Source organism: Streptomyces sp. SM10, from assembly GCF_002910915.1.
Classification (GTDB): domain Bacteria; phylum Actinomycetota; class Actinomycetes; order Streptomycetales; family Streptomycetaceae; genus Streptomyces.
Map to the genome: position 1 here is coordinate 1 of NZ_NEUF01000185.1, position 26273 is coordinate 26273.

Below are 26273 nucleotides of genomic sequence, written 5' to 3' on the forward strand. Positions count from 1 at the left end.
GCAGGGGCCGGACGGCCTCCCCCACCAGCAGGGCCAGCGTCAGGTAGAGCAGGGCGGCGAGCCACAGATACCCCGGCCAGGCGAGCACCTGCTGCACGGGGAAGGGCAGCCCCGAGCGGCTGGAGGCGAAGGCGCCGATGGTCAGCAGCGGAAGCACGAAGGCGGCGGCGGTGCCCGCCCGGCGGGCGAGGCCGCCCTTCTCCGTCGTGTCACCGATCAGCCGGCGCCACACGTACCGGTGCACGCCCGCGAGCAGCGCGAGAACCGCGACCGCCACAAGCACGAAGACCACGATCACGTACACTCCCCCGCTGAAACGATCTTGCCCGGACGCCCGCCTGCGCCCGGTGCGTCATCTGCCGTGGTGACGAAGAGCCCTGACACCACGGAACCCGATGACCCCCACAGCCGTCCCCAGAAGAAACGAGGTGACGGCGAGCAGGAGATGGACCCAGAAGTACGCAGTCGGGCCGCCCGCGTCGTCGAACGCGAGCCCGCTGCCGTCCTTCCACAGATTCTTGACAAAGGTGACCCAGATGACCCAGCTCCACGCTCCGAAAACGAGCAGGAACCAGGAGACGGGGCGGCTGAGCTTCATGGAGTCAGTATCGCCGCCGCCTTCCCGTCCGAGCGCCCGGGGTGGTCTGTCCCGGCGGTGTGCTCGGCGGGTCAGCTCATCCGGGTCCCCATCCTCGGCAACGCCCTGTACGTTTCCGACCGTGCCTGCTCTGAAAAAGACCGTAATGACGGTCCTCTCTGCCGCATTGTTGTCCGTATCTGTCGTCAGTCCCGCAGGGGCGGCCGACAAGGACAAGACCGACGACAAACAGCCGAGGCCGACCGGTCAGATGTCGACCGTGGGCGGCAAGCGGCTGGGCGAGGTGGGGACCCAGGTCGACCTGGGACCAGGTGCCCCGGTCCTGCCCAAGGAACTCAGCGCACGGTCCTGGATCGTCGCCGACGCCGAGGACGGACAGGTGCTCGCGTCGCACAACGCGCACTGGCGGCTGCCGCCCGCGTCCACCCTGAAGATGCTCTTCGCCGACACGGTCCTGCCCGCCCTGCAGCCGAAGACGCTGACCCACCTGGTCACCGAGGACGAACTCGCCGGCATCGGCGAGGGAAGCAGTCTGGTGGGCGTCAAGGAGGACCACTCCTACACGGTCCACGACCTCTGGCTCGGCGTGTTCCTGCGCTCCGGCAACGACGCGGTGCACGTGCTGTCGGAGATGTACGGCGGCGTCCCCGCGACGGTCGCCGCCATGCAGCGGCACGCCGAAGAGCTCCAGGCCCTGGACACGACGGTCGTCTCGCCCGACGGCTACGACGCCCCGCGGCAGGTCTCCAGCGCGTACGACCTGACGCTGTTCGCCCGGAGCGGGATGCAGAAGGCGGACTTCCGCGAGTACGCGGCGACGGCGACGGCGGAGTTCCCCGGCGGGGAGAAGAAGGGCAAGCGCGAGTCCTTCGAGATCCAGAACACCAACCGGCTGATCACCGGTGACATCGGGGTGGACCCGTACAAGGGCATCGCGGGCATCAAGAACGGCTACACCACCCACGCGGGCAACACCTTCACGGGGATCGCCGAACGCGACGGGAAGGTGCTCCTGGTGACGGTCATGAACCCCTCGTCCGACGAGAGCCACGCGGTCTACAAGGAGGCCGCCCACCTGCTCGACTGGGGCTTCGCGGCCGAGGGCAAGGTGACCCCGGTGGGCGAGCTGGTGCCGCCGAAGTCCGCCGTCCCCACCAAGGATTCCGAACCCGCGGCAGGGGCGGACAAGGCCGAGAAGAAGCCCCCGGCGGCGGCCGCCGCCGCCCCCGCGGGCTCCAGCGGCGCCTGGACCGCTCTGTCGGTCGCCGGCGGGCTGCTGGTGCTCCTGGCCGGCGGGGTCTTCCTGGTCAACCGGCGCTGGCCGCTGCCGGACCTGGTGCGTCGCCTTCCTCGTCGCTGACGTCCGCGCCCTCCGTCTTCACCGGCTTCTCGTCCTTGCTCGGTGTCGCCGTCCAGGCGGCACAGACGAGCAGCAGCTTCGCGCTGAAGTTGATCCACAGGAGGAGCGCGATCGGCACGCCGAAGGCGCCGTACATGCTCTTCGAGGCGACATCCCGCATGTAGCTGCCGAGCAGCAGCTTCAGGAGCTCGAAGCCGACCGCGCCGACCATGCCGGCCACGATCAGGCGGCGGCGCGGCGGCTCCACCCCGGGCAGCAGGGTCAGCAGGTAGAGCAGGATCAGGAAGTCGGCGAAGACCGCCCCGACCACGGCGGCCACCTGGAGCAGCACCCCGCCCACGCCGTTCTCCGGGATCCCCAGGCGGTCCACCGTCCAGCCGATGGCCGTGGAGGCGATCGTGGACACGGCGATCGTCACCAGCGCCGCGCCGCCGAGGCCGAGGAGCAGGCCCGCGTCCTTGAGCTTGCGGACGACGGGATTGCCCTCGTCCACGTCGTCCTTCTCCCACACGGCACGCAGACAGTCCCGCATCGAGCCGATCCAGCCGATGCCGGTGAAGAGCAGAAGCACACCGGCGACGAGTCCCACCGTGCCCGCGTGGGCCACGAGGTTGTCGATCCCGAGCTGGTCCGAGATGCCGGGAACCTGATCGGCGAGCTTCTCCTCGATCGTGTCGAGCTGCTTGGTGGAGAGCAGTGCGGCACCGATCGCGGCACCGACCGCGATGAGCGGGAAGAGCGCGAGGAAGCTGAGGAACGTGATCGCGGCGGCCAGCCTCGTCCAGTGGACCCGGTCCAGCGTCTCGTAGGAGCGCCAGGCGTGTGTCTCCATCAGCCGTGCGACGAGCGGCCCGATGCCGGGAAGATTCTTCAGCCAGTCCATGACGTACGCGTACCCGTCCGGGCGCAGAAAACCGATGTCCGGGGCCTGCCGAACCTCCAATCACCCATTTCGGTGAGTGCTGTAACAAATCCCTCAAAAGGGTTTTCCCGGGCGATACGGTCACCACCATGTCTGTCGACACGGTGTCCTTGACCGGCTGGGGCCGCACCGCCCCGACGACCGCGCTGCGGTTCCGCCCCCGGACGTACGAAGACGCCGCGGTCGCGGTGCGGGGCCGCGGGCCCCGCGGGGTCGTCGCCCGGGGGCTCGGCCGCGCACACGGGGACGCCGCGCAGAACGCGGGCGGATCCGTGGTCGACATGACCGCGCTGGACAGGATCCGCGCGATCGACGCCGTCGCGGGGACGGTCGTCTGCGACGCCGGGGTGAGCCTGCACCGCCTGATGGAGACCCTGCTCCCGCTCGGCTGGTTCCTCCCGGTCACTCCGGCGACCCGCCAGGTCACCGTGGGCGGAGCGATCGGCTCCGACGTGCACGGCAGGAACCACCGGACCGCTGGTTCCTTCACCCGGCACGTCCGCGCCCTCGAGCTGCTGACCGCCGACGGGGAGGTGCGCACGGTGCTCCCGGGCACCGATCTGTTCGGCGCGACCGCCGGCGGCCTGGGGCTGACCGGCATCATCCTCTCCGCCACCCTGGGGCTGCGCCCCGTCGCCACCTCCCTGATGTCCGTCGACACCGCACGGGCGGCCGATCTGGACGAGGCGCTGGCCCGGCTCGCCGCCTGCGGCGACCGCACCCCGTACGCCGCGGCCTGGATCGACCTCCTGGCATGCGGCCGGTCGACGGGACGCGCAATTGTCACCCGCGGGGAGCACGCACCTCTCGACGCGCTCCCGGCGCGCGCCCGGCGCACAGCGCTGGCCTTCCGCCCGGGGCGGCTGCCCGCCGTACCCGCCCTCATCCCCGAGGTGCTGCTCGGCAGGACCCCGGCGGCGCTCCTGAACCAGCTGCGTCACCGCGGCTCCCCCGTCTCGCGGACCGGGGAGCTGCAGGGGATCTCCGCCTTCTTCCATCCCATGGACGCCGCCCCCCGGTGGAGCGGCGTCCCCGGCAGGTCCGGATCCGTGCAGTACCAGTTCACCGTCGGGCGCGGCCAGGAAGAGGCCCTGCACCGCATCGTCCGGCAGGTCACGCTGCGCCGGTGCCCCGCCTTCCACGCCGTGCTCAAGCGGTTCGGCGAGGGCGGCCCCGGCTGGCTGTCGTTCCCCGCGCCGGGCTGGACCCTCTCCTTCGGGCTGCCCGTCGCCCTGCCCGGCCTGGGGCGTCTCCTGGACGGGCTCGACGAGGAGGTCGCGGCGGCGGGCGGCCGGGTCTGCCTGGCCAAGGACGGGCGGATGCGGCCGAGCCTGCTGGCCGCGATGTATCCGCGGCTCCCCTCGTTCCGGGCCCTGCGCGAGGAGCTGGACCCGACCGGGGCCTTCCGCTCCGACCTGTCCCGGCGGCTCGCACTCTGACCCGCCCCGCGGGGCCGCGGGCATGGCCCCGTCCCGCCGACGCGGCGCGTCCGACTCGCCCGTCCCACGGCGCCTGTCCGGGGGCACGGGCCCGTTTCCCCGCCACCGTCCTGCCCCCTCGACCGCTCTCCGTCCACTCGACAGCGCTCTCCTCCCTCCCGCGCTCTCCTCCCTCCCGCTAGGAGTTATCCCGTGAAGGACGCCTTCGGTGCCCCGCAGTCCCTGCTCGTCCTCGGCGGCACCTCGGAGATCGGTCTGGCCACCGCACGGCGGCTGATCGCCCGCCGCACGCGGACCGTCCGGCTGGCGGGACGGCCCTCGCCCGCCCTGGAGCGGGCCGCCGCCGAACTCCGCGAGCTGGGCGCCGACGTCCGCACCGTCGACTTCGACGCGCTCGACTCCGCGTCCCACGAGGAGGTGCTCGGCAAGGTCTTCACCGAGGGCGACATCGACATGGTGCTGATGGCCTTCGGAGTCCTGGGCGACCAGGCACGCGACGAGGAGGAGCCGCTCTCCGCCGTGCGCGTCGCGCAGACCAACTACACCGGGGCGGTCTCCGCCGGCCTGGTGTGCGCGGGCGCACTCCAGGCGCAGGGCCACGGGTCGCTGGTGGTGCTCTCCTCCGTGGCCGGTGAACGCGCGCGGCGCGCCGACTTCATCTACGGCTCCAGCAAGGCGGGTCTGGACGTCTTCGCACAGGGGCTCGGCGACGCGCTGCACGGGACCGGGGTGCACGTGATGGTCGTACGCCCCGGCTTCGTGCGGTCGCGTATGACGGCCGGCCGCGAGGAGACACCGCTGTCCACGACACCGGGCGCGGTCGCGGACGCCATCGTGACGGGGCTGAGGCGGCGCTCGGAGACGGTCTGGGTGCCCGGGGCCCTGAGGGTGGTGATGTCGGCCCTGCGGCACGTCCCGCGCCCACTGTTCCGTCGGCTGCCCGTGCGGTAGGCATCGTCCGGCTGCTGGGGCGGGCGTGCGGTAGGCCTCGATCGGCTGCCGGAGGCGGGAGCCACCCGGAATCAGGCCGGCAGTGGGTTCAGGGGCGCAGGGACGGCTGGCCCATGGAGCTGCCGCCCTGGGCGGGCACGGCGGGCGCGCCCCCGCCTCCACCGAACGGGAACTCGTTGATCTTGCGCCAGACGGCGTCCGGGCCCTGCTCGTACAGCGCGAAGGAACCGCAGGTCCAGGCCGCCTCGTACGAGGAGAGCTCCTCGTACGCGCGGTCCATCGCCTCTTCCGCGATGCCGTGCGCCACGGTCACGTGCGGGTGGTACGGGAACTGGAGCTCGCGCACGAGGGGCCCGGAAGCCTCCCTGATCCGCTTCTGGAGCCAGGAGCAGGCCGAGGCGCCCTCGACCACCTGCACGTAGACGACCGGCGAGAGCGGCCGGAAGGTGCCCGTGCCGGACAGGCGCATCGGGAAGGCGCGCCCGGCCGTGGCGATCTGCGCGAGGTGGGTCTCGATCGCCGGCAGGCCGGACGCCTCGGCCTCGGTCGGCGGGAGAAGGGTGACGTGGGTGGGGATGCCGTACGCGGCAGGGTCCCCGAAGCTCGCGCGCCGCTCCTGGAGCAGGCTGCCGTACGGCTCCGGGACCGCGATCGAAACGCCAAGCGTTACGGTCCCCACATCGTTCTCCTCATCCGTCGAAGGTCTTCTTCGGTCGTGCCGACGCCAGTGTGGCCCCTTCGGCCCCGGTCTCGCCAGAGTCCTTGGCCTCAGTGCTTCGCGGGCAGAAGGCCCATCCGGTCGTAGGTCTGCGCCAGCGTCTCGGCGGCGACGGTCCTGGCCTTCTCGGCTCCCTTGGCCAGCAAGGCGTCCAGGGTCTCCGGGTCGTCCAGATACTCCTGCGTACGGGTCCGGAACGGGGTGACGAACTCCACCATGACCTCGGCGAGGTCGGTCTTGAGCGCACCGTAACCCTTGCCCTCGTACTTCTGTTCAAGGTCCGCGACGGTGGTGCCGGTGAGAGTGGAGTAGATGCCCAGGAGATTGCTGACGCCGGGCTTCTTCTCCGCGTCGAAGCGGATCACGGTGTCCGTGTCCGTCACCGCGCTCCTGACCTTCTTGGCGGTGGCCTTCGGGTCGTCCAGGAGGTTGATCAGGCCCTTCGGCGTGGAGGCCGACTTGCTCATCTTGACCGCCGGGTCCTGGAGGTCGTAGATCTTCGCCGTCTCCTTGAGGATGTACGGCGCCGGGATGGTGAACGTCTCGCCGAAGCGGCCGTTGAAGCGCTCGGCAAGGTCCCGGGTGAGCTCGATGTGCTGGCGCTGGTCCTCACCGACCGGGACCTGGTTGGCCTGGTACAGGAGGATGTCGGCGACCTGGAGGACCGGGTAGGTGAAGAGGCCCACGGTCGCCCGGTCGGCGCCCTGCTTGGCGGACTTGTCCTTGAACTGCGTCATGCGCGACGCCTCGCCGAAGCCGGTGAGGCAGTTCATGATCCAGCCGAGCTGGGCGTGCTCGGGCACGTGGCTCTGCACGAAGAGGGTGCAGCGCTCCGGATCGAGCCCGGCCGCCAGCAACTGGGCGGCGGCGAGCCTGGTGTTCGCCCGGAGTTCCTTCGGATCCTGCGGGACGGTGATCGCGTGCAGGTCCACGACCATGTAGAAGGCGTCGTGGGACTCCTGCAGCGCCACCCACTGGCGGACGGCACCGAGATAGTTGCCGAGGTGGAACGAGCCTGCGGTGGGCTGGATTCCGGAAAGCACACGGGGTCGATCAGAGGCCATGAACTCATTGTCTCAGGTGCGGAACCGATCTCCGGCAACCGGTGTAGGAATGATGTGAGGGCGCGGGAAGGGGCTCTGCAGCCGGGCCCGCAGGAGGGCCGCACCGTCGACGACGGGGGCGGGGGCGGTGTCGCCGGGCGTGCCGGAGGGCCGTCCGCGGGCGACGGCGGCGGCGAGGCCGCGGTGATCACTCGCGTGCGTGGCGGGGACGCTGAGGCATACGCGCAGCTGGTGCGGGCTCGTACGGGGGTCGCGCTGCGGGCCGCGGTCGCCTCCGGAGCGGGCGCCGACGCGCAGGACGTGGTGCAGGCCACCTTTTCAAGGCGTATCAGGCGCTGGGCCGCTTCCGGGACGGTGCCCCCTTCCGGCCGTGGCTGCTGCGCAGCGTGATGAATGAGACGAGAAACACGGTCCGCTCGGCGGGGCGGGCACGGGCCGTGACCGGACGCGAGGCCTGCTACCGGAGGGCGGATCCGGTGATACCCGATGCGTCGGACCCGGCCGTGGCGGCCTGAGGAGGGACGGCGGGCGCGGCTGTGGGCGGAGCTGACGAAGCCGGGCGGCGGGCGAAACGCCGTGGCGAGGGCCGGAGAGGGGCGTGGCGAGGCGCGCCGCGCGCCGAAGGTTTCCAGGTCCTGAATCCGACCGACGATACAAAGTGGGCACCACCCGCGCCCACGCCGCACGACGAACGGAGATCCCGTGTCGACCACGGAAACCGCCATCGCCTCCGCCGAGGCGCACAGCGCGCACAACTACCACCCGCTGCCGGTCGTCGTCGCCACGGCCGACGGCGCCTGGATGACCGATGTCGAGGGGCGCCGATACCTCGACATGCTCGCCGGCTATTCGGCGCTCAACTTCGGACACGGCAACCGGCGCCTGATCGACGCGGCCAAGGCCCAGCTCGAACGCGTGACGCTGACCTCGCGCGCCTTCCACCACGACCGGTTCGCCGCGTTCTGTGCGCAGCTCGCCGAGCTCTGCGGCATGGAGATGGTCCTCCCCATGAACACCGGGGCGGAGGCGGTGGAGACGGCGGTGAAGACGGCCCGCAAGTGGGGCTACCGCGTCAAGGGCGTCCCGGACGGGATGGCGAAGATCATCGTGGCCGCGGACAATTTCCACGGCAGGACGACCACGATCGTGAGTTTCTCCACGGACGCCGAGGCGCGGGCCGACTTCGGCCCGTACACACCGGGGTTCGAGATCGTGCCGTACGGCGATCTCACAGCGCTCGCCGAGGCGATGACGGAGAACACGGTCGCGGTGCTGATGGAGCCGATCCAGGGCGAGGCCGGGGTGCTGGTCCCGCCGCCGGGTTATCTCGCCGGGGTGCGGGAGATGACCCGGGAGCGGAACGTGCTCTTCGTGGCGGACGAGATCCAGTCGGGTCTGGGCCGCACCGGACGGACCTTCGCGTGCGAGCACGAGGGGGTCGTGCCCGACATGTACGTGCTGGGCAAGGCCCTGGGTGGTGGCGTCGTGCCCGTCTCCGCCGTGGTGTCCTCCGCCGCGGTCCTCGGCGTCCACAGGCCGGGTGAGCACGGCTCCACGTTCGGCGGGAATCCGCTGGCCTGCGCGGTCGCCCTGGAGGTGATCGCGATGCTCCGCACCGGTGAGTTCCAGCAGCGCGCGGCCGGGCTGGGCGATCATCTCCACCACGAGCTGGGGCTGCTGACCGGCGGCGGTGCGGTGGAGGCCGTGCGGGGCCGGGGGCTCTGGGCAGGCATCGACATCTCGCCCGCTCTCGGGACCGGCCGGGAGATCTCGGAGAGGCTGATGGAGCGTGGCGTGCTGGTCAAGGACACTCATGGCTCCACCATCCGGATCGCCCCGCCCTTGGTGATCAGCAAGGAGGACCTGGACTGGGGCCTGGACCAGCTCCGCGGCGTGCTGGCCGGCTGAACCCGGACCCTCCGCCCCGGGGGGAGTGTCCCGCCCCGGCCGTTGCGGAACAGCCGGTCCCTCGGGACCACCCGCTCCGCGGGACAACCGGGGCCGCTCCGGGGCCGTGGCCGGTCGACGGTTCAGAGGATGACGTGGGGCAGGAAGCGGGCGTACTCGTCCGTGATCAGCCCCGCCGATTCCCGGATGCCGAGCCCGGCGGACTCGTCCTCCACCACCCAGGCACCGAGCACCACGCGGTTGCCCGCGAAGTCGGGCAGGGGCGCGAGCTCCTGGTAGCAGCAGGGTTCGTCGCGCAGCACCGGAGCACTGCCGGGTTCGTGGACGGTGACTCCGGCGCCCTCACGGCCGAGCAGCGGCTTGGCGACGTAGCCGGCGGCCCCCGGCCCGGCGAGTTCGCGGGGGCCGTCGAGATAGGAGGGGAGGAGGTTGGGGTGGCCCGGGTACAGCTCCCAGAGGACGGCCAGCAGCGCCTTGTTGGAGAGGAGCATCTTCCAGGCGGGTTCGATCCAGCACGTGCTGCCGGTGCCCCCGCCGTTGTCGAGGGTGTCCAGCACATGCGGGCCGAAGCGGTCCGTGGCCAGCCACTCCCAGGGGTACAGCTTGAAGCAGCTGCGGATGAAGCGGAGCCGCTCGTCGACGAAGCGGCCGGACAACCGGTCCCAGCCGATCCGTTCGACGGAGAGCGCCTCCGTGTCGATCCCCGCCTGCGCTGCGGTCTCCCGGAGGTAGGCCACCGTCATCAGGTCCTCGCCCAGCTCGTCGCCGTCGGAGTGGGCGAAGTGCAGGGGTCCGGGGGGCAGCAGCGGGGCCTGCCGTTTCCACGCGTCGACGAGACGCTCGTGCAGTGAGTTCCACTGGTCCGCCCCGGGGAAGCGGTCCTCCATCCAGAACCACTGGGGGCCGGCCGCCTCCACGAGCGAGGTGGGGGTGTCCGCGTTGTACTCCAGCATCTTCGCCGGGCCGGCCCCGTCGTACCGCAGGTCGAACCTGCCGTACAGGGAAGGAAGTTCCGCGCGGCGTCGCCAGGACTCGGCGATCAGGCGCGCCAGCCGGGGGTCGGTGACGCCGAGGTCCGCGAAGCGGTCGTGCTCGACGATGTGCGCGGCGGCGGCCAGGCACATCGTGTGGAGCTCCTCCACGACCTCTTCCAGCGCCTCGACCTCGGGCAGGGAGAAGACGTAGTAGGCGCTCTCGTCCCAGTACGGTCGCAGGGATCCGTCGGGAAAGCGGGTCAGGGGGTAGATCAGCCCCTGCTCCTCGACGGTCTCCTGCCAGCCGGGGCGCGGTTCCGTGGTGTGGCGTTCCATGCGGGTCTCAGCCGCCGCTGGAGCCGGAGGAGCCGAATCCATGGCGTTCGACCGCGGACTTGTTGAAACTGCCGCCGGAGACCCGGTTGTTGTGGCTGCTTCCGCCGTAGTAGTAGGTACCGCTGCCGCTGCTGTCGTCGCATTCGTAGTCCGGCAGGATCTCCTGGGTCACCGGATCGACGCACCGCTGGTCCGGTTCCGAACTGCACGCGGTGAGCGTCGCCGCGAGTACTCCCATGCCCCCGAGCACGACGGTGCCCGACCGCAGCCTGCGCCTGTGCTTGTCCATCTGCTGTTCCCCCGTCGTACCCACGTACCGGTGTCCACCCACCCGCGAACTGCCAGTCAGATTAGATGCATGACGCCTTCGGCCGAAACCCGGTGCCGCTCCCTCTCCCGGCGCACCCCGGCATCCGTGCCTACGGGAGCACCCGGCAGAGCGCGTCCAGCGCCCCTGCCCATCCGCTCTCCGACGGGGTGCCGTAGCCGATGACCAGCCCGTCGCGGCCCGGTTCCGCGTCCTGGTGCCGGAAGCGGGAGAGCTTCTCCAGCGCGAGCCCCTGCCAAGTGGCCGCCTGCACGACCGACTGCTCCGTCCCCTCGGGCAGTTCGAGCACGGCGTGCAGTCCCGCCGCGATGCCGCTCACCCGGAAGTCCGGTGCCCGCTCGGCAAGCGCCTCGACGAGCTGGTCCCGACGACGTCGGTAGCGCAGCCGCATGGCCCGCACATGCCGGTCGTACCCCCCGGACGTGATGAACTCCGCGAGGGTCAGCTGGTCCGGCGCACCGGACATCCAGTCGAAGCCGCCCTTCGCTTCGCAGACCTCCTCCACCAGCCGCTCCGGCAGCACCATCCAGGCCAGCCGCAGCCCGGGCGCCAGCGACTTGCTGGCCGTCCCCATGTAGACGACCCGCTCCGGATCCAGCCCCTGCAGCGCGCCCACCGGCTGGCGGTCGTAGCGGAATTCGCCGTCGTAGTCGTCCTCCAGGATCAGCCCGCCCGAGGAACGCGCCCAGTCCACCGCCTCGGCCCGGCGGTCCGGGTGGAGCGGGACTCCCGTCGGGAACTGGTGGGCGGGGGTCAGCAGCACCGCCCCCACACCCGGTGACATCCCCAGCTCCCCGGTTCCGGCACCGAGCGCGTCCACCGGGATGCACGGGGTGCGCAGACCCGCATCGGCCAGGAGGTTCCAGTGGATGTCCAGCCCGCACGACTCGACGGCCGTCTCCCGCACCCCGTGGCGCCGCAGCACCTTCCCCATGAGGGTGAGCCCGTGGACGAAGCCGGAGCAGATCACGATGCGGTCCGGGTCCGCGTACACCCCGCGTGCCCGAGCCAGATAGTCCGCCAGCGCGGTCCGCAGCTCGACGCGCCCCCGCGGGTCGTCGTAGCCGAAGGCCGCGTCGGGAGCCACCGTGAGTGCGCGCCTGGCGGCCTTGAGCCACTCCCCACGGGGGAAGGCCGAGAGGTCGGGCGACCCCGGCATCAGACTGTGCGTGGGGCGCCGCCGGACAGGCCGGGCCCTGGCGCCCCGGTCCGCGGGCCCGGGCGCGGTGGCCCGCCGCGCGACCGTGGTCCCCGAGCCCTGCCGTGCCGTGAGCCACCCCTCGGCCACCAGCTCGGCGTAGGCGTCGGCGACGGTGTTGCGGGCGATCCCGAGGTCGACGGCAAGGGTCCGTGAGGAGGGCAGCCGGGTGCCCGGCGTCAGCCGTCCGGTGCGTACGGCCTCCCGCAGCGCGTTCATCAGCCCGCTGCGGAGGCCCGAGCCGACCGGCTCGATGTGCAGGTCGGCACCGAAAGCGGCCCAGGAATCTGTCATGGAAATGGACCATACCAGTGTGCCACCCGCCCGGTAGCGTCGCATCCATGACCACGCACACGCATCACACGCCCACCGCCAACGCCCCTGAGCACCCCGCCCGTCTCCAGTGGGCCCAGCTCGCGCCCGACGTCTACAAGGCCATGGTCCGGCTGGACGCCGCGTCGCGTAAGGGACTCGACCCGACGCTGCTCGAACTGGTGAAGATCCGCGCCTCGCAGGTCAACCACTGCGCCTTCTGCCTGGACATGCACACGAAGGACGCCCTCGCCGCGGGCGAGTCCGTCGAGCGGATCATCCAGCTCAGCGCCTGGGAGGAGTCGCAGCACTTCTACACGGCGAAGGAGCTGGCCGCGATCGAGCTGACGGAGGCGGTGACGGTCCTCACCGAGGGATTCGTGCCCGACGAGGTCTACGCGAAGGCCGCCAGGCACTTCGAGGAGTCCGAGCTCGCCCAGCTGATCGCCGCGATCACGGTGATCAACGCCTGGAACCGGTTCGGCGTGACCGCCCGGCTGACCCCGGGGCACTACACCCCGGGCGACATCAAGCACTGAGGCCGGGCCGCCGGGCCCGGGGCGACCAGCACGCGGTGCCGGGCGCGGGGCGGGGCCATACCTTGGCCGCGCTTCGCCGTGCCGCGCCCCATGCCCCTCTCGGCCGGCGCCGCACCGCACCGGGCCGCCCCGGCCCCTGCGTACCGTGCCTCTTTCCCCCCGGAGCCCCGATGACCGAGCTCGCGTCCGCCTTCCGCGCCCTGCACCACGGCCGCCCGCCGGGCGATCCCCTCGTCCTGCCCGGGCCGTGGGACGCCGCGAGCGCCCGCGTGTTCGAGGACGCGGGCTTCCCCGCCCTGGCGACGCCGAGCGCGTCCGTCGCCGCCTCCCTGGGCTACGACGACGGACGTACGCCCGCCGCCGAGATGTTCGCGGCACGGATCACCTTCGGTCCCCAGCTGCAGCGCGGAGCCACGGACGCCGTACGCGGCCTCGGGGACCGGCTGCTCGGTCGCTGAGCACACGCGTCCGGTCGGCCGAGCACGCGTCCGGTCCGGCGGAGCACGCACGCGTCCCGGGCGCACCCATCCGGTCGCCGAGCAGGCACACGAGGGCGCCCCCCGCAGCAGGTGCTGACGGGGGGCGCCCTCGTACGGCTCCGGTTCCGGCCGGTGGCCGGACTCCGGTCAGATCAGGCCGAGCTCGCGAACCGCGTCGCGCTCCTCGGTGAGCTCCTTCACCGACGCGTCGATGCGCGCGCGGGAGAACTCGTTGATGTCCAGGCCCTGGACGATCTCGTACGAGCCGTCCTTCGTGGTGACCGGGAAGGAGGAGATGATGCCCTCGGGAACGCCGTAGGAGCCGTCCGACGGGATACCCATCGAGGTCCAGTTGCCCTCGGCGGTGCCGTTGACCCAGGTGTGGACGTGGTCGATGGCGGCGTTGGCGGCCGAGGCGGCCGAGGACGCGCCACGGGCCTCGATGATCGCGGCGCCGCGCTTGGCCACGGTCGGGATGAAGGTGTCGGCCAGCCACGCCTCGTCGTTGACGACCTCGGCGGCGTTCTTGCCGGCGATCTCCGCGTGGAAGATGTCCGGGTACTGGGTCGCCGAGTGGTTGCCCCAGATCGTCAGCCGCTTGATGTCGGAGACGGCGGCACCGGTCCTGGCGGCCAGCTGCGAGATCGCGCGGTTGTGGTCGAGGCGGGTCATCGCGGTGAAGCGCTCGGCCGGTACGTCCGGGGCCGCGGCCTGGGCGATGAGGGCGTTGGTGTTGGCCGGGTTGCCGACGACGAGCACCTTGATGTCGTCCGCGGCGTTGTCGTTGATGGCCTTGCCCTGCGGCTTGAAGATGCCGCCGTTGGCGGACAGCAGGTCGCCGCGCTCCATGCCCTTGGTGCGCGGGCGGGCGCCGACCAGGAGGGCGACGTTGGCGCCGGCGAAGCCGACGTTGGCGTCGTCGGTGATCTCGATGTCGCGCAGCAGCGGGAAGGCGCAGTCGTCGAGCTCCATGGCGGTGCCCTCGGCGGCCTTCAGGCCCTGCGGGATCTCGAGGAGTCGCAGGTTGACCGGCACGTCCGGGCCGAGCAGGTGGCCGGAGGCGATGCGGAAGAGCAGCGCGTAGCCGATCTGGCCGGCTGCGCCGGTCACGGTGACATTCACGGGAGTGCGGGTCATGGCGATCTCCGTTAGACAGCTGGCGGTGGGGGTCCCTGCCCCTGGTGCTGGATACCTCTGAATCTTGACGTGAAGAGATATCCAGCGGTCAGGCTATCCGACCCTCGCCGCCCGGGGCGCCCGCCCCCCTGTGGGACCGCACACAGCCGGTCACGCAGCGCAGCCGGTCCCCCGCGTCACTCCGGCGTGGTGCAGCCGGTCGCCCCGGAGGCGAGGGTCGCGCAAGCCTTGGCGTCGGATGCCTTCTCCACGGCGACCATGGGGGTGTACGCCTCGGCGTCGGCATCCACGGCACCGTCCTGCCCGGACGAGCCCGAAGTGATCCGGACGGTGTCACCCGGGGACGCCTGGGTGAGGCGGGCCCACGTGGCCCCGCAGGTCTTGCTCCAGCGGACCTCGACGAGCCCTCCGCCGACGGTCGCCCTGGCCACCGTGTCGGCGAACCGGCCGCCGCAGCCCATGGCTTCCGGGTCCTGCCCGGTGCAGTCGGCGCCGCTGCACCCGACCCCGGCGGGCAGCCGGGACGCACGGGAGGCGGGACCCGCGGACGGGGCCGCCGCCACTGCGCCGGCGCCGTCGTCCCCGCCCGGATCGACGATCAGGACCGCCCCGGCTGTCAGCAGGAGCGCGCCCACGGTCCCCGCGAGGAACAGAGTGAGCCGGCGACGGCCGCTGCCCTCCCCGGGAGCCCCGCCCGTGGGCGTTCCGCTTCCAGGCGTTCCGCTTCCGCCGGAGTCCGACGCGGACGCCGGCCCGGGCTGCTGCGGGATCCGCGGAACCGTGCCTCGCCGGACGGGCACGGAGGGCCGTCGTCCGGTGTCGGGGGCCTCTCCCCCCGGAGCCTCGACGGTGGAGACGCTCGCGCCGCCGCCCGCGTGCCTCCCCGCCACGGGGGCGGCGGGGACGCCGGCCTCACCGAGTGCCGCACGAGCCTGGGAGATCCTGATGGCCTCCATCGTCATGTCGTGGCGCATCTCGGAGCGGCTCCAGGCACGCTCGGCCAGCTCCCACATGGTCGACAGATGGTGCTGCGGAGTGCCCGTCGCCTCGGCCAGCGCCACGATCGCCCCCCTGGGGGCGAGCAGCCTGCCGTTGAGGTAGCGCTCCCACGACGTCTTGCTGTAACCGGTGCGGTCGGCGACCGCCGCCGGACTCAGACCGCTGCGGTCCACCAGTCCGCGCAGCTGTCCCGCGAACTCCCGCACCTGCGGATCGAGTTCTTCCGGTAGCGCCTTCCAGCGAGGCATTGATTCCCCCCAGTCGAGTCCCCCGAGTGCTCCCGGCGCGCCCCCGTTCCCCGGCGCCGGCCCTTCCCCTGCTGTCGGAACGGTCGGTCCCGCCCTCCGAACTACCCAGAAGGATGCACGGATCCAGGTTGCCAGTTGCGGACGGAGAGGCGCACGGGTGCTTCGGTATGAGCGCACGCTCCGTAGTGCGCCGTAGGACGTACCGGTCCCGCTTGCCGCCGTTGCCCAACGATCACACGATGGCGGAATGGTCACTTCCGTGCCACAGGCACCAGGCACCCCTTGAACGAGATACCTCATGTCCATGACGCTTGATCCAGGACGGGGCAAGGACGCCCAAGTCGCCGCATTCCGGCGTTTCTCGCGCCGGCGCCCTGTCGCGCCCCGTCCGGTGTCCGTCCCTTCTCGGGGGAGGGGACGGACACCCTTCGGACGCGCGGCCTAGCGGATCGTGAAGTGGACGACGTCCTGCAGGATCGGCACCTGCAGCCACGGCGCGGGCTGCGCCATCAGTGCCAGCAGCACGATCAGCGTCCCCATCAGGCCGTACGTGACGAGATCGGTGAACCGCGACCGCACGGCCAGCATGCCGACGGAGGGGACCACCCAGCGCAGCACCGCACCGGCGAGCAGGGCGATACCCATCAGCATCGCGCCGACCCTGAACGCCTGGTCGAAGGCGTTGGTCCCCACGATCAGCAGCCCGATCCCGGCGGTGCAGAGCACCGTGAGCAAGGGCCACTGACGGGCGGGGGCGGGGGCGTCCCCCGGCGCCGCGCGGCCGCCGCCCTCGGGCCGCGCCGTGTCACGGGTCAGCGAGAAGCGGCGCGAGGGCGCCCAGGTCGAACCGCTGCCCCCGGCCTCCCCCGACGCACCGTCCGCACCGGCGGGCTCCCCGGGCCCGCTCTCGGCACCGGACCCCTCGGACACCCGGGCGCTCCCGGGCACCACGGCCTCCTCGGTCCCGCTCGTCCCCGCGGCCGGCCCGTCCGCGTGCGTACCGTCCGCCGGACTCGTCCCAGCACCCATGACGCTCCTCCGGTTCAGGTCAGCCGGCGGATACGGCGGAGGCCTCGGCGGCGGCGCGTTCGGCCGCCTCGACCACGTTGACGAGCAGCTGGGCCCGGGTCATGGGGCCGACGCCGCCCGGATTCGGGGCGACCCAGGCGGCCACCTCGGCGACACCGGGGTGGACGTCGCCGACGATCTTGCCGTTCTCGTCGCGGCTGACACCGACGTCCAGGACAGCCGCGCCCGGCTTGACGTCCTCGGGCTTGATCAGGTGGGGCACACCGGCGGCCGCGACGATGATGTCGGCCTGCCTGAGGTGCGCCGAGAGGTCACGGGTGCCGGTGTGGCACTGGGTGACGGTGGCGTTCTCGGACCTGCGCGTCAGCAGCAGCGGGAGGGGGCGGCCGATGGTGACGCCCCGGCCGACCACGACCACGTGGGCGCCGTTGATCTCCACGCCGTGGCGGCGGAGCAGGGTGACGACGCCCTGCGGGGTGCAGGGGAGCGGGCCCGTCTCGTTCAGCACGAGCTTGCCCAGGCTCATGGGGTGCAGGCCGTCCGCGTCCTTCGCCGGGTCCATCAGCTCCAGGATGCGGTTGGTGTCGATCCCCTTGGGGAGGGGGAGCTGCACGATGTACCCCGTGCACTCCGGGTTGGCGTTGAGCTCCCGTACGACCTCCTCGATCTCCTCCTGGGTGGCGGTGTCGGGGAGTTCGCGCTGGATGGAGCCCATGCCGACCTGGGCGCAGTCGCGGTGCTTGCCGTTCACGTACCAGCGGCTGCCCGGGTCGTCACCGACGAGCAGGGTCCCCAGGCCGGGGGTGATGCCCTGTGCCTTCAGGGCCGCCACGCGGACGGTCAGATCGGACTTGATCGCAGCTGCGGTGGCCTTGCCATCGAGAATCTGGGCAGTCATGGCACCCATCCTCGCGGATGACCCCGCCCGCATACCAATTCTGGCTTGCCACGTGGACGCGAGATTGCACTTGCACAACGCATTCGGCAATCAGCTGGACAAAAAGCCGATGTCACGACGACGATAAGGCCCGCATCACGCGGACAGTGTCGGGGGGACCGCCGTTCTGATTTGCACACGATTCCTCCGCCCGGGCCGCGTCGTCCCCGCATTTCCACAACGGAGGAACCTCGCCATGAGCTTCGGCGACCCCAACAACCCCTACGGCCAGCAGCAGGGCCAGCAGCAGGGCGGCCAGCCGGGCTACGGCTACCCCCAGCAGGCCCCCGAGGGCGTCCCCCAGCAGGGCTACGGCTACCCGCAGGCCCCGCCGGTCCAGGGCGGTTACGGCTATCCGGGCGGACCGGGGACCATGCCGGGCGGAGTCAAGGCCGCCCGCATCATGCTCTACGTCCTCGGCGGTCTCCAGGTCATCGGCGCCATCGTGATGGTCGTCGGGGGCGCCTGGCTGAGCGACCAGCTGTCCGACGCCGAGTCGTCCTACGGCTCGTCCAGCACCCAGGACGCGGCCGACATCAGCATGGGCATCTTCGTCGTCGCCGGCATCCTGACCCTCGGGATCGCGCTCTGGGCGATCCTGACCGCCGCCAAGTTCTCCTCCGGCGCCAACGGCATCCGCATTTCGGCGATCGTGTACGGCTCGCTCGTCACGCTCTTCAGCGTCATCAGCCTGCTGACGGCGAACGTCTTCGCCCTCATCAGCATCGCGCTGGGCATCATGATCATCGTGTTCTGCGCCAAGCAGGACGGCGCCCAGTGGTTCCAGCGTCCGCGCCACTGACGCAGCGTGCCACAGTCACCCCCGGACGCGGGGTGCGCTCGAAGGCCGCAGCACCCGCTCACCCGCGGGTGTGCGGCCTTCAGCCCTTTCCGGGCACCGGCGTGGTCCGCTCCATGACGACGAAGGAGCCGGCCTCGCGGGTGATCCGGTACTTCGCTTCGGGATGCAGTTGCTCGGCGTACTTCACGGGGTCGTCGATCGGCCGCGACCAGCCGAAGTCCAGGTTGATGGCGACCACGTCCGGGGCCGTGCCGGGGGCGCCGCCGACCCAGTAGACCGTGCGGTCCCCGGTCAGGTGCGCCATCAGCGTGATGTCCGTCTCCACCCGCGCGCCCACGGGGACGGCGTCCAGCGCCTCCTCGGCCGCGTGGGTACGCGCGTCGGAACGGTACGTCTCGGGGCGCAGCAGGTCGCGGAGCGGGAGGTGCTGGGTGAGGGCCACGGCGATCGCCGCGGCCATCGGGACGGCGACGTTCGCGTAGGAGACGAGCCAGGGCCGTTTCGAACCCTGGCTGCGGCGGATCCCGTCGGCCATGGCCAGGAAGACGACCGGCATGAGGATCGCGCTGTAGTGCCAGACCATGCCCCAGTGGTTGGAGTCCTGGGAGAGCAGCCGCCATCCGAGCGTGGGCAGCACGAGCAGGATCAGGGGTGAGCGCAGCGCCATGAAGGCGGTGATGCCGACCAGGAAGACCAGCATCTCCAGCTTGACGGAGGAGTTGAACACGCCGAGGACGGAGTCGAGCGGGGAGACCTCCTGCCCGCCGTTCTCCTCGATCTTCTTCCAGTAGTCGTAGCTCCCCGCGCTGCTGGCCGCGGGTATGAGCACGAGCACGGTCAGCGCGAACGCGAAGACGCCGAAAGCGGCCAGCAGGAAGCCCTGGAGCCGTCGCCCGTACAGGGCGAGGAGCCCTCCGACGACGGCGACGGTGACCCCGAGGTCCTCCTTGACCAGGACCAGCGGGAGCGACCACAGGACGACGGCACGCCAGCGTTCCATGAGCAGGGCCCGGCAGACCAGTGCCACCAGCGGGACGGCGAGGGCGATCTCGTGGAAGTCGGCCTTCACCGCCTCCTGAAGCCCCCAGGAAAGACCGTAGGCGACGGTGACGCAGAGGCCGGAGCGGCCTCCCAGCATCTGCTGGACGGTACGCCCGACGATGACCGCCGAGGCGGCGAAGAGAGCGGCCTGCGCGAACAGCAGGGCGACGGCGGACGGCCAGATCCAGTAGAGCGGGACGAGGAGGGCGACCACCGGGCTGAAGTGGTCGCCGAGTATCAGGTAGCCAGGTCCCTTGATGTCGACGATCGGGGCGTCGAAGCCTGCGTACGCCCGGACCTCCTGCTCGAAGATGCCGAGGTCCCAGGAGGGCGACTGGAAGTGGCTGTACCGCAGGTACCCGTAGAGGAAGTAGAGCGCGCACAGGACCACGGCGGCGATCAGGTACGGGCGCAGGGGTGCCCGGTGCGGCACGCCCTCGGTCGGCTCGGCGGCCTGCTCCCCGGGCACGTCGGTCTCGGTCTCGTTCAGGTCAAGCACGGTGCCCCCGCAACGGAATCCCCCACTGGTCTCTGCCGGTCGCACCGGTCCCGCCCGTCACGGCCCGACAAGCCATTCATTAGAACAGAGGGGCGACTGATCTCCGTACGCCGGGACGCACCGCAGGCCGCACCCGGAACGGGTACGGCCTGCGGTCCGTCACTGCGGGCGGCGTCAGTGGAAGAAGTGGCGCGTGCCCGTGAAGTACATGGTCACGCCCGCCTTCTTCGCGGCCTCGACGACCAGCTCGTCACGGACGGATCCGCCCGGCTGGGCGACGGCCTTGATGCCTGCGGCGGTCAGGATCTCAAGACCGTCGGGGAAGGGGAAGAAGGCGTCGGACGCGGCGTACGCGCCCGTGGCCCGCTCCTCGCCGGCCCGCTCGACGGCGAGCTTCGCGGAGTCCACGCGGTTGACCTGGCCCATGCCCACGCCGACCGAGGCGCCGCCCTTGGCCAGCAGGATGGCGTTGGACTTGACCGCCCGGCAGGCCTTCCACGCGAACTCGAGCTCCCTGAGCTCGTCGGCGGAGAGGGCCTCGCCGGTGGCGAGCGTCCAGTTGGCCGGGTCGTCGCCCTCGGCCTGGAGCCGGTCGGTGACCTGGAGCAGCGCGCCGCCGTCGATCGGCTTGACCTCGACCGTCGACGCGGGGGCGTCGGGGCAGCGCAGCACCCGGATGTTCTTCTTGCGGGCCAGCACCTCGACGGCGCCGTCCTCGTAGGCCGGGGCGACGATGACCTCGGTGAAGATCTCCGCGACCTGCTCGGCCATCTCGACCGTCACCGGACGGTTGACGGCGATGACGCCGCCGAACGCGGAGAGCGGGTCGCAGGCGTGCGCGTTGCGGTGGGCCTCGGCGATGTCGTCGGCGATCGCGATGCCGCACGGGTTGGCGTGCTTGATGATCGCGACGCACGGCTCGGCGTGGTCGTAGGCGGCGCGGCGGGCGGCGTCGGTGTCCGTGTAGTTGTTGTAGGACATCTCCTTGCCGTGCAGCTGCTCGGCCTCGGCGAGGCCGCCCTCGCCGGAGGTGTAGAGCGCGGCGGGCTGGTGCGGGTTCTCGCCGTAGCGCAGGACGTTCTTGCGCGCGTACGTCGCACCGGTGAAGTCCGGGAAGCCGGAGTCGTCGGCGGCCGCGTAGCCCTCGGCGAACCAGGCGGCCACGGCCACGTCGTACGCGGCGGTGTGCTGGAAGGCCTCGGCGGCGAGCCGCTTGCGGGCGGTCAGGTCGAAGCCGCCCGCCTTGACCGCGGCGAGGACGTCGGCGTAACGCTCCGGGCTGGTGACGACCGCCACGGACGGGTGGTTCTTGGCTGCGGCGCGGACCATCGACGGACCGCCGATGTCGATCTGCTCCACGCACTCGTCGTCGGAGGCGCCGGAGGCAACGGTCGCCTTGAACGGGTACAGGTTGACGACCACGAGGTCGAACGGCTCCACGCCGAGCTCGGCGAGCTGCTCGCGGTGGGCGTCCAGGCGCAGGTCGGCGAGGATACCGGCGTGGACCCGGGGGTGCAGCGTCTTGACGCGGCCGTCGAGGCACTCGGGGAAGCCGGTGAGCTCCTCGACCTTGGTGACCGGCACACCGGCGGCTGCGATCTTCCCGGCAGTGGAGCCGGTGGACACCAGCTCGACACCCGCCTCGTGCAGACCGCGGGCAAGGTCTTCGAGCCCCGTCTTGTCGTAGACACTGACCAGGGCGCGGCGGATGGGCTTATTCACCGACATGACCGAGATGAACCTTTCGTCCCTCAATGCGATAGCCGTCACGGGCGAGCCGCCCCACGGCCTCGACGAGCAGCTTGCGCTCGACTTCCTTGATGCGTTCGTGGAGGGCTGCTTCGCCCTCCTCCGTTTCCTCTTCGGTCACCTCGACCACGCCCTGCGCGATGATCGGACCGGTGTCGACGCCGTCGTCGACGAAGTGGACGGTGCACCCGGTGACCTTCACGCCGTACGCGAGTGCGTCGCGGACACCGTGAGCACCGGGAAAGCTGGGGAGCAGGGCGGGGTGGGTGTTGACGATGCGGCCGCCGAACCCGGCCAGGAACGCCTTGCCCACGATCTTCATGAATCCCGCGGACACCACGAGGTCCGGGCGGTGTTCCGCCACGGCTTCCGCCAGGGCGGCATCCCACTCGTCGCGGCTCGCGTACTCGCCGAGCTTGCACACGAAGGTGGGAAGCCCTGCGCGCTCGGCCCGCTCGATGCCGAGGGTGCCGTAACGGTCCGCGCCGACCGCGACGATCCGGGCGCCGTAGCCGTCGGAGTCGTCACCGATGGCGTCGAGGAGTGCCTGGAGATTGGTGCCTGAGCCGGAGACGAGCACGACCACACGGGCCGGAGCGGCGGAGGAGGGCGGGGAGGCCACGTGGGGGCCCTTTCTCGCGTGGTGCAGCAGGTACGCGATGTGCAGGAGGTGCGTTTGTATGGTCGTACGAAAGAAGCTCGTCCCGGGATACGGGGAACTCTACGAACGGTCCGACCGTCAGCAACGATACCGGCACACCCGGCGGCCCCCACGGGACGGGGGCGTAGCCGGGAGGTAGCGTCAGGGGACAGGGAACCGCCCCCGGGCGGAAATGACGAGATGGGGAAGACGTTCACCACATGCCGGACCGCCTCCGCACCGCCTTTGGCCACCTGCTGCCCGAGCAGGCCCCCACGCTGATGCGGGAACGCCAGTCCTCATCGCCGGACTCCTCGTCGGGTCCGGGCTCTCCTTCGGGTCCGGGGTCCTCCGGGGGTCCGGGGTCCTCCGGGGGTCCGGGGTCATCGTCCGGGTCGTCCTCTTCGGGGTCACCCTCGTCCGGGTCGCCCTCGTCCGGGTCATCGGACGACAACCCGTTCGCGGCACCGCCCGAGGACCGGCCCGACCAGCCCTGGCAGCCCCGCCACCCCTCCCACGCGCCGGGAAACCACGGCAACGGCGGGAACGGTGACGGCGGCGAGGGGAACGGCGACGACCGCCCGGTCTGGGGCAGTCAGTGGAGCGACCAGCAGCCGGGCCGCCAGAGCGGCGGCTTCGGCGACCGTCCCGGCGGCACCGGCGGACCGAGCGGCCAGGGCGGCGGCCCCGAAGGCAACCGCGGCGGGCTGCGCTGGGACCCGACCGACCCCGCGCAGCGGCGCGCACGCTACGCGGTGCTGGGCGGCATGTGGGCGTTCTTCTTCGCGCTCTTCGACTTCCCCGAGATCGCGATGCTCCTCGGCGCCCTCGCCGTGTACTGGTCGATCAGCGCCCTCCGCGGCGGCCCGCGGAAGAACCAGGCGGCCGACCCGGGACAGGCGGCGGTGTCCGGCGCGACCGGTCCGGACCGGGCCACCACGCCTCCGCCGCCGGGGGCCGCACCCGCCGTCAGCAGCCGTCAGCAGACGACGGCGGCGGTCAGCGGGCTGGTGACGGCGCTGCTGGCGCTGGCGATCGTGGCCACGGGTTACACGGTGCAGTTGGTCTACCGCGACTACTACACCTGCGTGAACGACGCGCTGACCAAGACCGGCGCCCTCGCCTGCAACGACAAGCTTCCCGACCCGCTGGAGCCCTTCTTCGGCGTGAAGGAGTAGCCCCCGCCGCGTTCCGGCAGCGCTCGCTCCTGCGGAGCAGCTCTCAGGGCGCAGCCTCATGGCCGGGTTCCGAGTGCCCCTGGGCATCCGGGACCCGGCCGTTCGGCGTATCGGGGGCGGGGGTGGGCTCGGGGGCGGCGGGTGCCGACTCGGAAGCAGCTGCGGGAGCGGGCGCGGGCTGATGCTCTGCGGTCGGCTCGGGGGCGGCCCGTACCGGCGTGGGTACGGCCTTCGGGTCCGGCTCCAGGGCCGGGGACGGCTTCGGGGCCGGGGACGGCTTCGGGGCCGGGGACGGGGCCGGCTCCCCGTCCGCCCGGAAGTCCGCCATCAGTCCGCCCGAGCTCTTCTTGAGCGCGGCCCAGCGCGCTTCCCTGGCCCCGTCCTCGTGCCACGGCCCGGCCGACAGGAAGTCGTACGGATCCGGGTCCCCGCCCCCTCCTCCCGGCTCCTTCTCCGTAAGCTGTTCCGGCTTCGCCTTCACCGGCTCCGTCGCCGCCTGCTCCCCCTTCGCCGCGTCCCACCGCCATCCCCACCGGGTCTCCCTCAGCCGCCACGCCCTGAGCAGCAGCGCCGCCGGTACGCCGATCACGGCCGTCCACGCGAGAGCGGCGGGGCCCACCAGCCACCACACGGGCCCGAACTCCGCCAGCGCCCCGGTGCCCAGCGGGCCGCCCGACGCCGCCGCCAGCACCGCCGCGCCCGCCCCGGTGCCCACGGCCGCCAGCCCCGCAACCATTACGGTCCGCCCCTGCCCCCACGTCTCCTCGCGCGCCCCGGGCACCGGCACCGCACCCCGCGCGACGAAGCGGGCCACGGCCAGGCCGGCCACGACCGGCACCGCGACCGCCGCCCAGTTGGCCGCCGTGCCCGGGCCGTGGGACGGCACCGCGGCGAGCAGCGGGAAGTCCGGCAGTGCCGGAGGCCCGGTGAGGGCGAACGGGGTGGCCAGGGACGAGGTGCCGAGGGCGAAGCCCGGCCCCAGACCGTAGGAGGCCCCCCACATCGCCGCGTTCGGCACGAGCGCCGTCGCCAGAAGGAGGACGGAGACCCGGCCCGCCCAGTCACCGGACAGCCCGAGGAACGACTCCCTCGCCGCCCCCGAGTGCCACGCCAGGGACACCGCGACGAGCAGGGCCCCGCCGCCGAGCAGCATGAGCACACCGGCGGCGGCGGACCGCAGGGCCACGGCGGCCCCGGACCGGAACCGGGAGCGGGCGGCCGCCTCCTGAAGCCTCAGCGGCGCCCAGACCAGCAGGGAGGTCAGCGGGCGTCCGCGCCCCGCCCACACCCCGGCGGCGGCCGCACCGATCACCACGGCACCGAGAGGGAAGACGATCGAGGTCCGGTCGGCGGGCAGCGCACCGCCTCGCGCGTACGCCTCGGAGGCCAGCACCACCAGCAGATAGCCGGCGCTCACCGCACAGAACGCCCCGACCGCCGAATGGCTGCCGACGGCCTTCCCGACGGGTTCCGCCGATTCCCGGGCGGCCCGGTACACGAGCCACACCGGCAGCACGCCGAGCAGCAGGGGGACCGTCGCCACGGGCGCGGGATGCCCTCCCACCGTGTCGGCCCTGACGAGTTCGGCTCCGTGGGAGAGCAGCCAGAGCCCGGTCGCCACATGAAGGGCTCCCCCCGGCCCGCTGTCCGGGTACGGGGAGCCGATCCACAGCACCATGACGAGGACGGCCAGCGAGCCGAGCCCGAGCCCCGCCGCGAACACCCCGCGCACGAAGGCGGAGGCCACTGCGGCGGTTCTGCTCCGCTCGGCAGGCAACATCGGGCTGCGCTCGGTCACTTGGGTCACGCGGCCATGCTGCCAACGACACGCGCTTATTCCGTGTAACGGGCGAATGGCCGCTGTGTCGCCCAATATACGTTTATGTACTTTTTCACCCAGTGCAGTGTCACGGGGGACGGAGGCCGGGCATGACGCGGAGCACCACGGGCCCGGCCCCCGCCCCGGACGCGCCGGACCAGGAAGCCCTCGCGCCGGACGCCCCGGAAGGTCTCACAGCCGAGCAGGCGTTCGACAGGCTGTACGACTACGCCGCTCCCGGACTCACGCGCCAGATGTATCTGCTGACCGGCCGTCGGAGACTCTCCGGGGAAGCCGTCGAACACGCCTTCCGGACCGCCTGGCAGCGCTGGCCCGAGGTGGCCAGGGACCGCGATCCGGCGGGCTGGGTGCGGGCGGCCTCGTACGAGTACGCGATGTCGCCGTGGCACCGGCTGCGCCGCACCCACCGCCGGGCCGACGCGCCGCCCCAGGACCCGGCGCGGCACGCGCTGCTCGACGCGTTGCTGGGCCTGCCGTCCTCGTACCGTCGCACGCTGCTGCTCCACGACGCTGTGGGGCTGGGGCTGCCGGAGACGGCCGCGGAGACGGAGGCGAGCACCCTCGCCGCGGCGAACCGGCTGGTGCACGCGCGGGCTGCCGTCGCCGAGCGGCTGGCCGAGCCGGTCGAGCCCTCGGACACCGCCGGCGGGTCACCCCGGCTGCGCGAACGCCTGAGCGCACTCGCCCTCACCGAGGACGTGCCGGCTCCTCCGCCGGCCCCGGCGGTCCGCGCGGGCAGCGAGCGCGTCGCGGAGCTCTGGACCCGGGCCGCACTCTGCTTCGGGGCGCTGCTCATCGGCTCGACTGCCTTCACCCTGCACACGGCACCCACCCAGTACGAGCAGCCGCTGGCACCCGCCGAGCGGGTCGGCGGCGTCCCGCCACTGGGCGGGCCGGAGAAGCTGACGCCCCAGGACCTGAAACTGCAGAAGGCGCTGCGGGGCGAGCTCACGCACGGTCCGGAGCGCCTGGTGCCGCGCATCCCCTGAACGACGCTCCCCCGGTGCGCGCACTCCCGGAGGCACCCCACCCGGACGCGGTGACGCGG

At 72.0% G+C, this 26273-nt stretch carries 22 protein-coding genes and 4 pseudogenes; 10 read left to right on the forward strand and 16 right to left on the reverse strand.

Annotation, left to right across the window (positions count from 1 at the left end; all coding sequences use genetic code 11):
- A pseudogene (locus B9S57_RS31400) lies at positions 1-298 on the reverse strand (metallophosphoesterase); the annotation flags it as partial.
- Positions 299-352: 54 nt separating this feature from the next.
- Positions 353-598: an SCO4848 family membrane protein gene (locus tag B9S57_RS36050; protein ID WP_103760556.1), complete on the reverse strand. Its 246-nt coding sequence runs from the start codon at positions 596-598 to the stop codon at positions 353-355.
- Positions 599-719: 121 nt separating this feature from the next.
- Here B9S57_RS36050 and B9S57_RS31410 point away from each other — a divergent pair, with 121 nt between their 5' ends.
- Positions 720-1958: a D-alanyl-D-alanine carboxypeptidase family protein gene (locus B9S57_RS31410; protein ID WP_103760557.1), complete on the forward strand. Its 1239-nt coding sequence runs from the start codon at positions 720-722 to the stop codon at positions 1956-1958.
- On the opposite strand, the gene B9S57_RS31415 is transcribed toward B9S57_RS31410, so the two are convergent.
- Positions 1906-2841 carry a YihY/virulence factor BrkB family protein gene (locus B9S57_RS31415; protein ID WP_103760582.1) on the reverse strand — a complete coding sequence of 312 codons (936 nt, stop codon included), beginning with the start codon at positions 2839-2841 and terminating at the stop codon, positions 1906-1908. The two genes, B9S57_RS31410 and B9S57_RS31415, sit on opposite strands and share 53 nt — an antisense overlap.
- A 128-nt stretch (positions 2842-2969) precedes the next feature.
- Between B9S57_RS31415 and B9S57_RS31420 the strand changes: the two genes are divergently transcribed.
- Together B9S57_RS31420 and B9S57_RS31425 are read left to right on the forward strand one after the other, a co-directional pair.
- On the forward strand, positions 2970-4319 hold the full coding sequence (locus B9S57_RS31420; protein WP_103760558.1) for an FAD-binding oxidoreductase: 1350 nt from the start codon (positions 2970-2972) through the stop codon (positions 4317-4319).
- Positions 4320-4511: 192 nt separating this feature from the next.
- On the forward strand, positions 4512-5270 hold the full coding sequence (locus B9S57_RS31425) for a decaprenylphospho-beta-D-erythro-pentofuranosid-2-ulose 2-reductase (RefSeq protein WP_103760559.1): 759 nt from the start codon (positions 4512-4514) through the stop codon (positions 5268-5270).
- Between the two features lie 88 nt (positions 5271-5358).
- Here the strand turns inward: B9S57_RS31425 and B9S57_RS31430 are convergent, their stop codons facing one another.
- Positions 5359-5949 carry a 2'-5' RNA ligase family protein gene (locus tag B9S57_RS31430; protein WP_103760560.1) on the reverse strand — a complete coding sequence of 197 codons (591 nt, stop codon included), beginning with the start codon at positions 5947-5949 and terminating at the stop codon, positions 5359-5361.
- A gap of 89 nt (positions 5950-6038) precedes the next feature.
- Positions 6039-7052: a tryptophan--tRNA ligase gene (gene trpS, locus B9S57_RS31435; RefSeq protein WP_103760561.1), complete on the reverse strand. Its 1014-nt coding sequence runs from the start codon at positions 7050-7052 to the stop codon at positions 6039-6041.
- A gap of 54 nt (positions 7053-7106) precedes the next feature.
- On the opposite strand from trpS, the pseudogene B9S57_RS36055 reads away from it, so the two are divergent.
- Both B9S57_RS36055 and rocD read left to right on the forward strand, forming a co-directional pair.
- Positions 7107-7564: pseudogene (locus B9S57_RS36055) on the forward strand (RNA polymerase sigma factor); the annotation flags it as partial.
- 190 nt (positions 7565-7754) lie between these two features.
- Positions 7755-8960: an ornithine--oxo-acid transaminase gene (gene rocD / locus B9S57_RS31445; RefSeq protein WP_103760562.1), complete on the forward strand. Its 1206-nt coding sequence runs from the start codon at positions 7755-7757 to the stop codon at positions 8958-8960.
- A 122-nt stretch (positions 8961-9082) separates the two neighbouring features.
- Here rocD and B9S57_RS31450 read toward each other — a convergent pair whose 3' ends face one another.
- From B9S57_RS31450 to B9S57_RS31460, 3 genes are all read right to left on the reverse strand, one after another.
- Complete coding sequence (locus B9S57_RS31450) at positions 9083-10270, reverse strand: glutathionylspermidine synthase family protein (protein ID WP_103760563.1); 1188 nt, start codon at positions 10268-10270, stop codon at positions 9083-9085.
- A 7-nt stretch (positions 10271-10277) separates the two neighbouring features.
- Positions 10278-10559 (reverse strand): hypothetical protein, encoded by a 282-nt coding sequence (locus B9S57_RS31455; protein WP_103760564.1) that lies wholly within the window; start codon positions 10557-10559, stop codon positions 10278-10280.
- Positions 10560-10689: 130 nt separating this feature from the next.
- On the reverse strand, positions 10690-12090 hold the full coding sequence (locus B9S57_RS31460) for a PLP-dependent aminotransferase family protein (protein ID WP_103760565.1): 1401 nt from the start codon (positions 12088-12090) through the stop codon (positions 10690-10692).
- A 47-nt stretch (positions 12091-12137) separates the two neighbouring features.
- Between B9S57_RS31460 and B9S57_RS31465 the strand changes: the two genes are divergently transcribed.
- Both B9S57_RS31465 and B9S57_RS31470 read left to right on the forward strand, forming a co-directional pair.
- Positions 12138-12647 carry a carboxymuconolactone decarboxylase family protein gene (locus B9S57_RS31465; RefSeq protein ID WP_103760566.1) on the forward strand — a complete coding sequence of 170 codons (510 nt, stop codon included), beginning with the start codon at positions 12138-12140 and terminating at the stop codon, positions 12645-12647.
- Between the two features lie 170 nt (positions 12648-12817).
- A pseudogene (locus B9S57_RS31470) lies at positions 12818-13024 on the forward strand (isocitrate lyase/phosphoenolpyruvate mutase family protein); the annotation flags it as partial.
- 249 nt (positions 13025-13273) lie between these two features.
- On the opposite strand, the gene B9S57_RS31475 reads toward B9S57_RS31470, so the two are convergent.
- The 4 genes from B9S57_RS31475 to B9S57_RS31490 all read right to left on the reverse strand — a co-directional run bounded on the left by B9S57_RS31475 (position 13274) and on the right by B9S57_RS31490 (position 17437).
- Positions 13274-14263, reverse strand: a complete 990-nt coding sequence (locus tag B9S57_RS31475; protein WP_103760567.1) for a malate dehydrogenase — start codon at positions 14261-14263, stop codon at positions 13274-13276.
- Positions 14264-14439: 176 nt separating this feature from the next.
- The gene (locus B9S57_RS31480; RefSeq protein ID WP_103760568.1) at positions 14440-15510 is read right to left on the reverse strand and encodes an XRE family transcriptional regulator; all 1071 of its coding nucleotides are present in this window, start codon (positions 15508-15510) and stop codon (positions 14440-14442) included.
- A 441-nt stretch (positions 15511-15951) separates the two neighbouring features.
- On the reverse strand, positions 15952-16539 hold the full coding sequence (locus tag B9S57_RS31485; RefSeq protein ID WP_103760569.1) for a DUF3017 domain-containing protein: 588 nt from the start codon (positions 16537-16539) through the stop codon (positions 15952-15954).
- Between the two features lie 19 nt (positions 16540-16558).
- Positions 16559-17437, reverse strand: coding sequence for a bifunctional methylenetetrahydrofolate dehydrogenase/methenyltetrahydrofolate cyclohydrolase (locus tag B9S57_RS31490; RefSeq protein ID WP_103760570.1), 879 nt, complete (start codon positions 17435-17437; stop codon positions 16559-16561).
- A gap of 235 nt (positions 17438-17672) precedes the next feature.
- Between B9S57_RS31490 and B9S57_RS31495 the strand changes: the two genes are divergently transcribed.
- The gene (locus tag B9S57_RS31495) at positions 17673-18278 is read left to right on the forward strand and encodes a hypothetical protein (protein ID WP_103760571.1); all 606 of its coding nucleotides are present in this window, start codon (positions 17673-17675) and stop codon (positions 18276-18278) included.
- Positions 18279-18357: 79 nt separating this feature from the next.
- Here B9S57_RS31495 and B9S57_RS31500 read toward each other — a convergent pair whose 3' ends face one another.
- From B9S57_RS31500 to purN, 3 genes are all read right to left on the reverse strand, one after another.
- Positions 18358-19818 (reverse strand): DUF2079 domain-containing protein, encoded by a 1461-nt coding sequence (locus B9S57_RS31500; RefSeq protein ID WP_374935997.1) that lies wholly within the window; start codon positions 19816-19818, stop codon positions 18358-18360.
- A gap of 174 nt (positions 19819-19992) precedes the next feature.
- Positions 19993-21546, reverse strand: coding sequence for a bifunctional phosphoribosylaminoimidazolecarboxamide formyltransferase/IMP cyclohydrolase (purH, locus tag B9S57_RS31505; RefSeq protein ID WP_103760572.1), 1554 nt, complete (start codon positions 21544-21546; stop codon positions 19993-19995).
- The gene (purN, locus tag B9S57_RS31510) at positions 21533-22189 is read right to left on the reverse strand and encodes a phosphoribosylglycinamide formyltransferase (RefSeq protein WP_103760573.1); all 657 of its coding nucleotides are present in this window, start codon (positions 22187-22189) and stop codon (positions 21533-21535) included. The genes purH and purN overlap by 14 nt, the downstream gene beginning before the upstream one ends.
- 239 nt (positions 22190-22428) lie before the next feature.
- Here purN and B9S57_RS31515 point away from each other — a divergent pair, with 239 nt between their 5' ends.
- Positions 22429-23385 carry a hypothetical protein gene (locus B9S57_RS31515; protein ID WP_103760574.1) on the forward strand — a complete coding sequence of 319 codons (957 nt, stop codon included), beginning with the start codon at positions 22429-22431 and terminating at the stop codon, positions 23383-23385.
- A 43-nt stretch (positions 23386-23428) separates the two neighbouring features.
- On the opposite strand, the gene B9S57_RS31520 is transcribed toward B9S57_RS31515, so the two are convergent.
- A complete protein-coding gene (locus B9S57_RS31520; RefSeq protein ID WP_103760575.1) occupies positions 23429-25165 on the reverse strand; it encodes a DUF6350 family protein in 1737 nt (578 codons plus the stop codon).
- A gap of 167 nt (positions 25166-25332) precedes the next feature.
- Here B9S57_RS31520 and B9S57_RS31525 point away from each other — a divergent pair.
- Positions 25333-26214: pseudogene (locus B9S57_RS31525) on the forward strand (DNA-directed RNA polymerase sigma-70 factor); the annotation flags it as partial.
- Between the last annotated feature and the right edge of the window lie 59 nt (positions 26215-26273).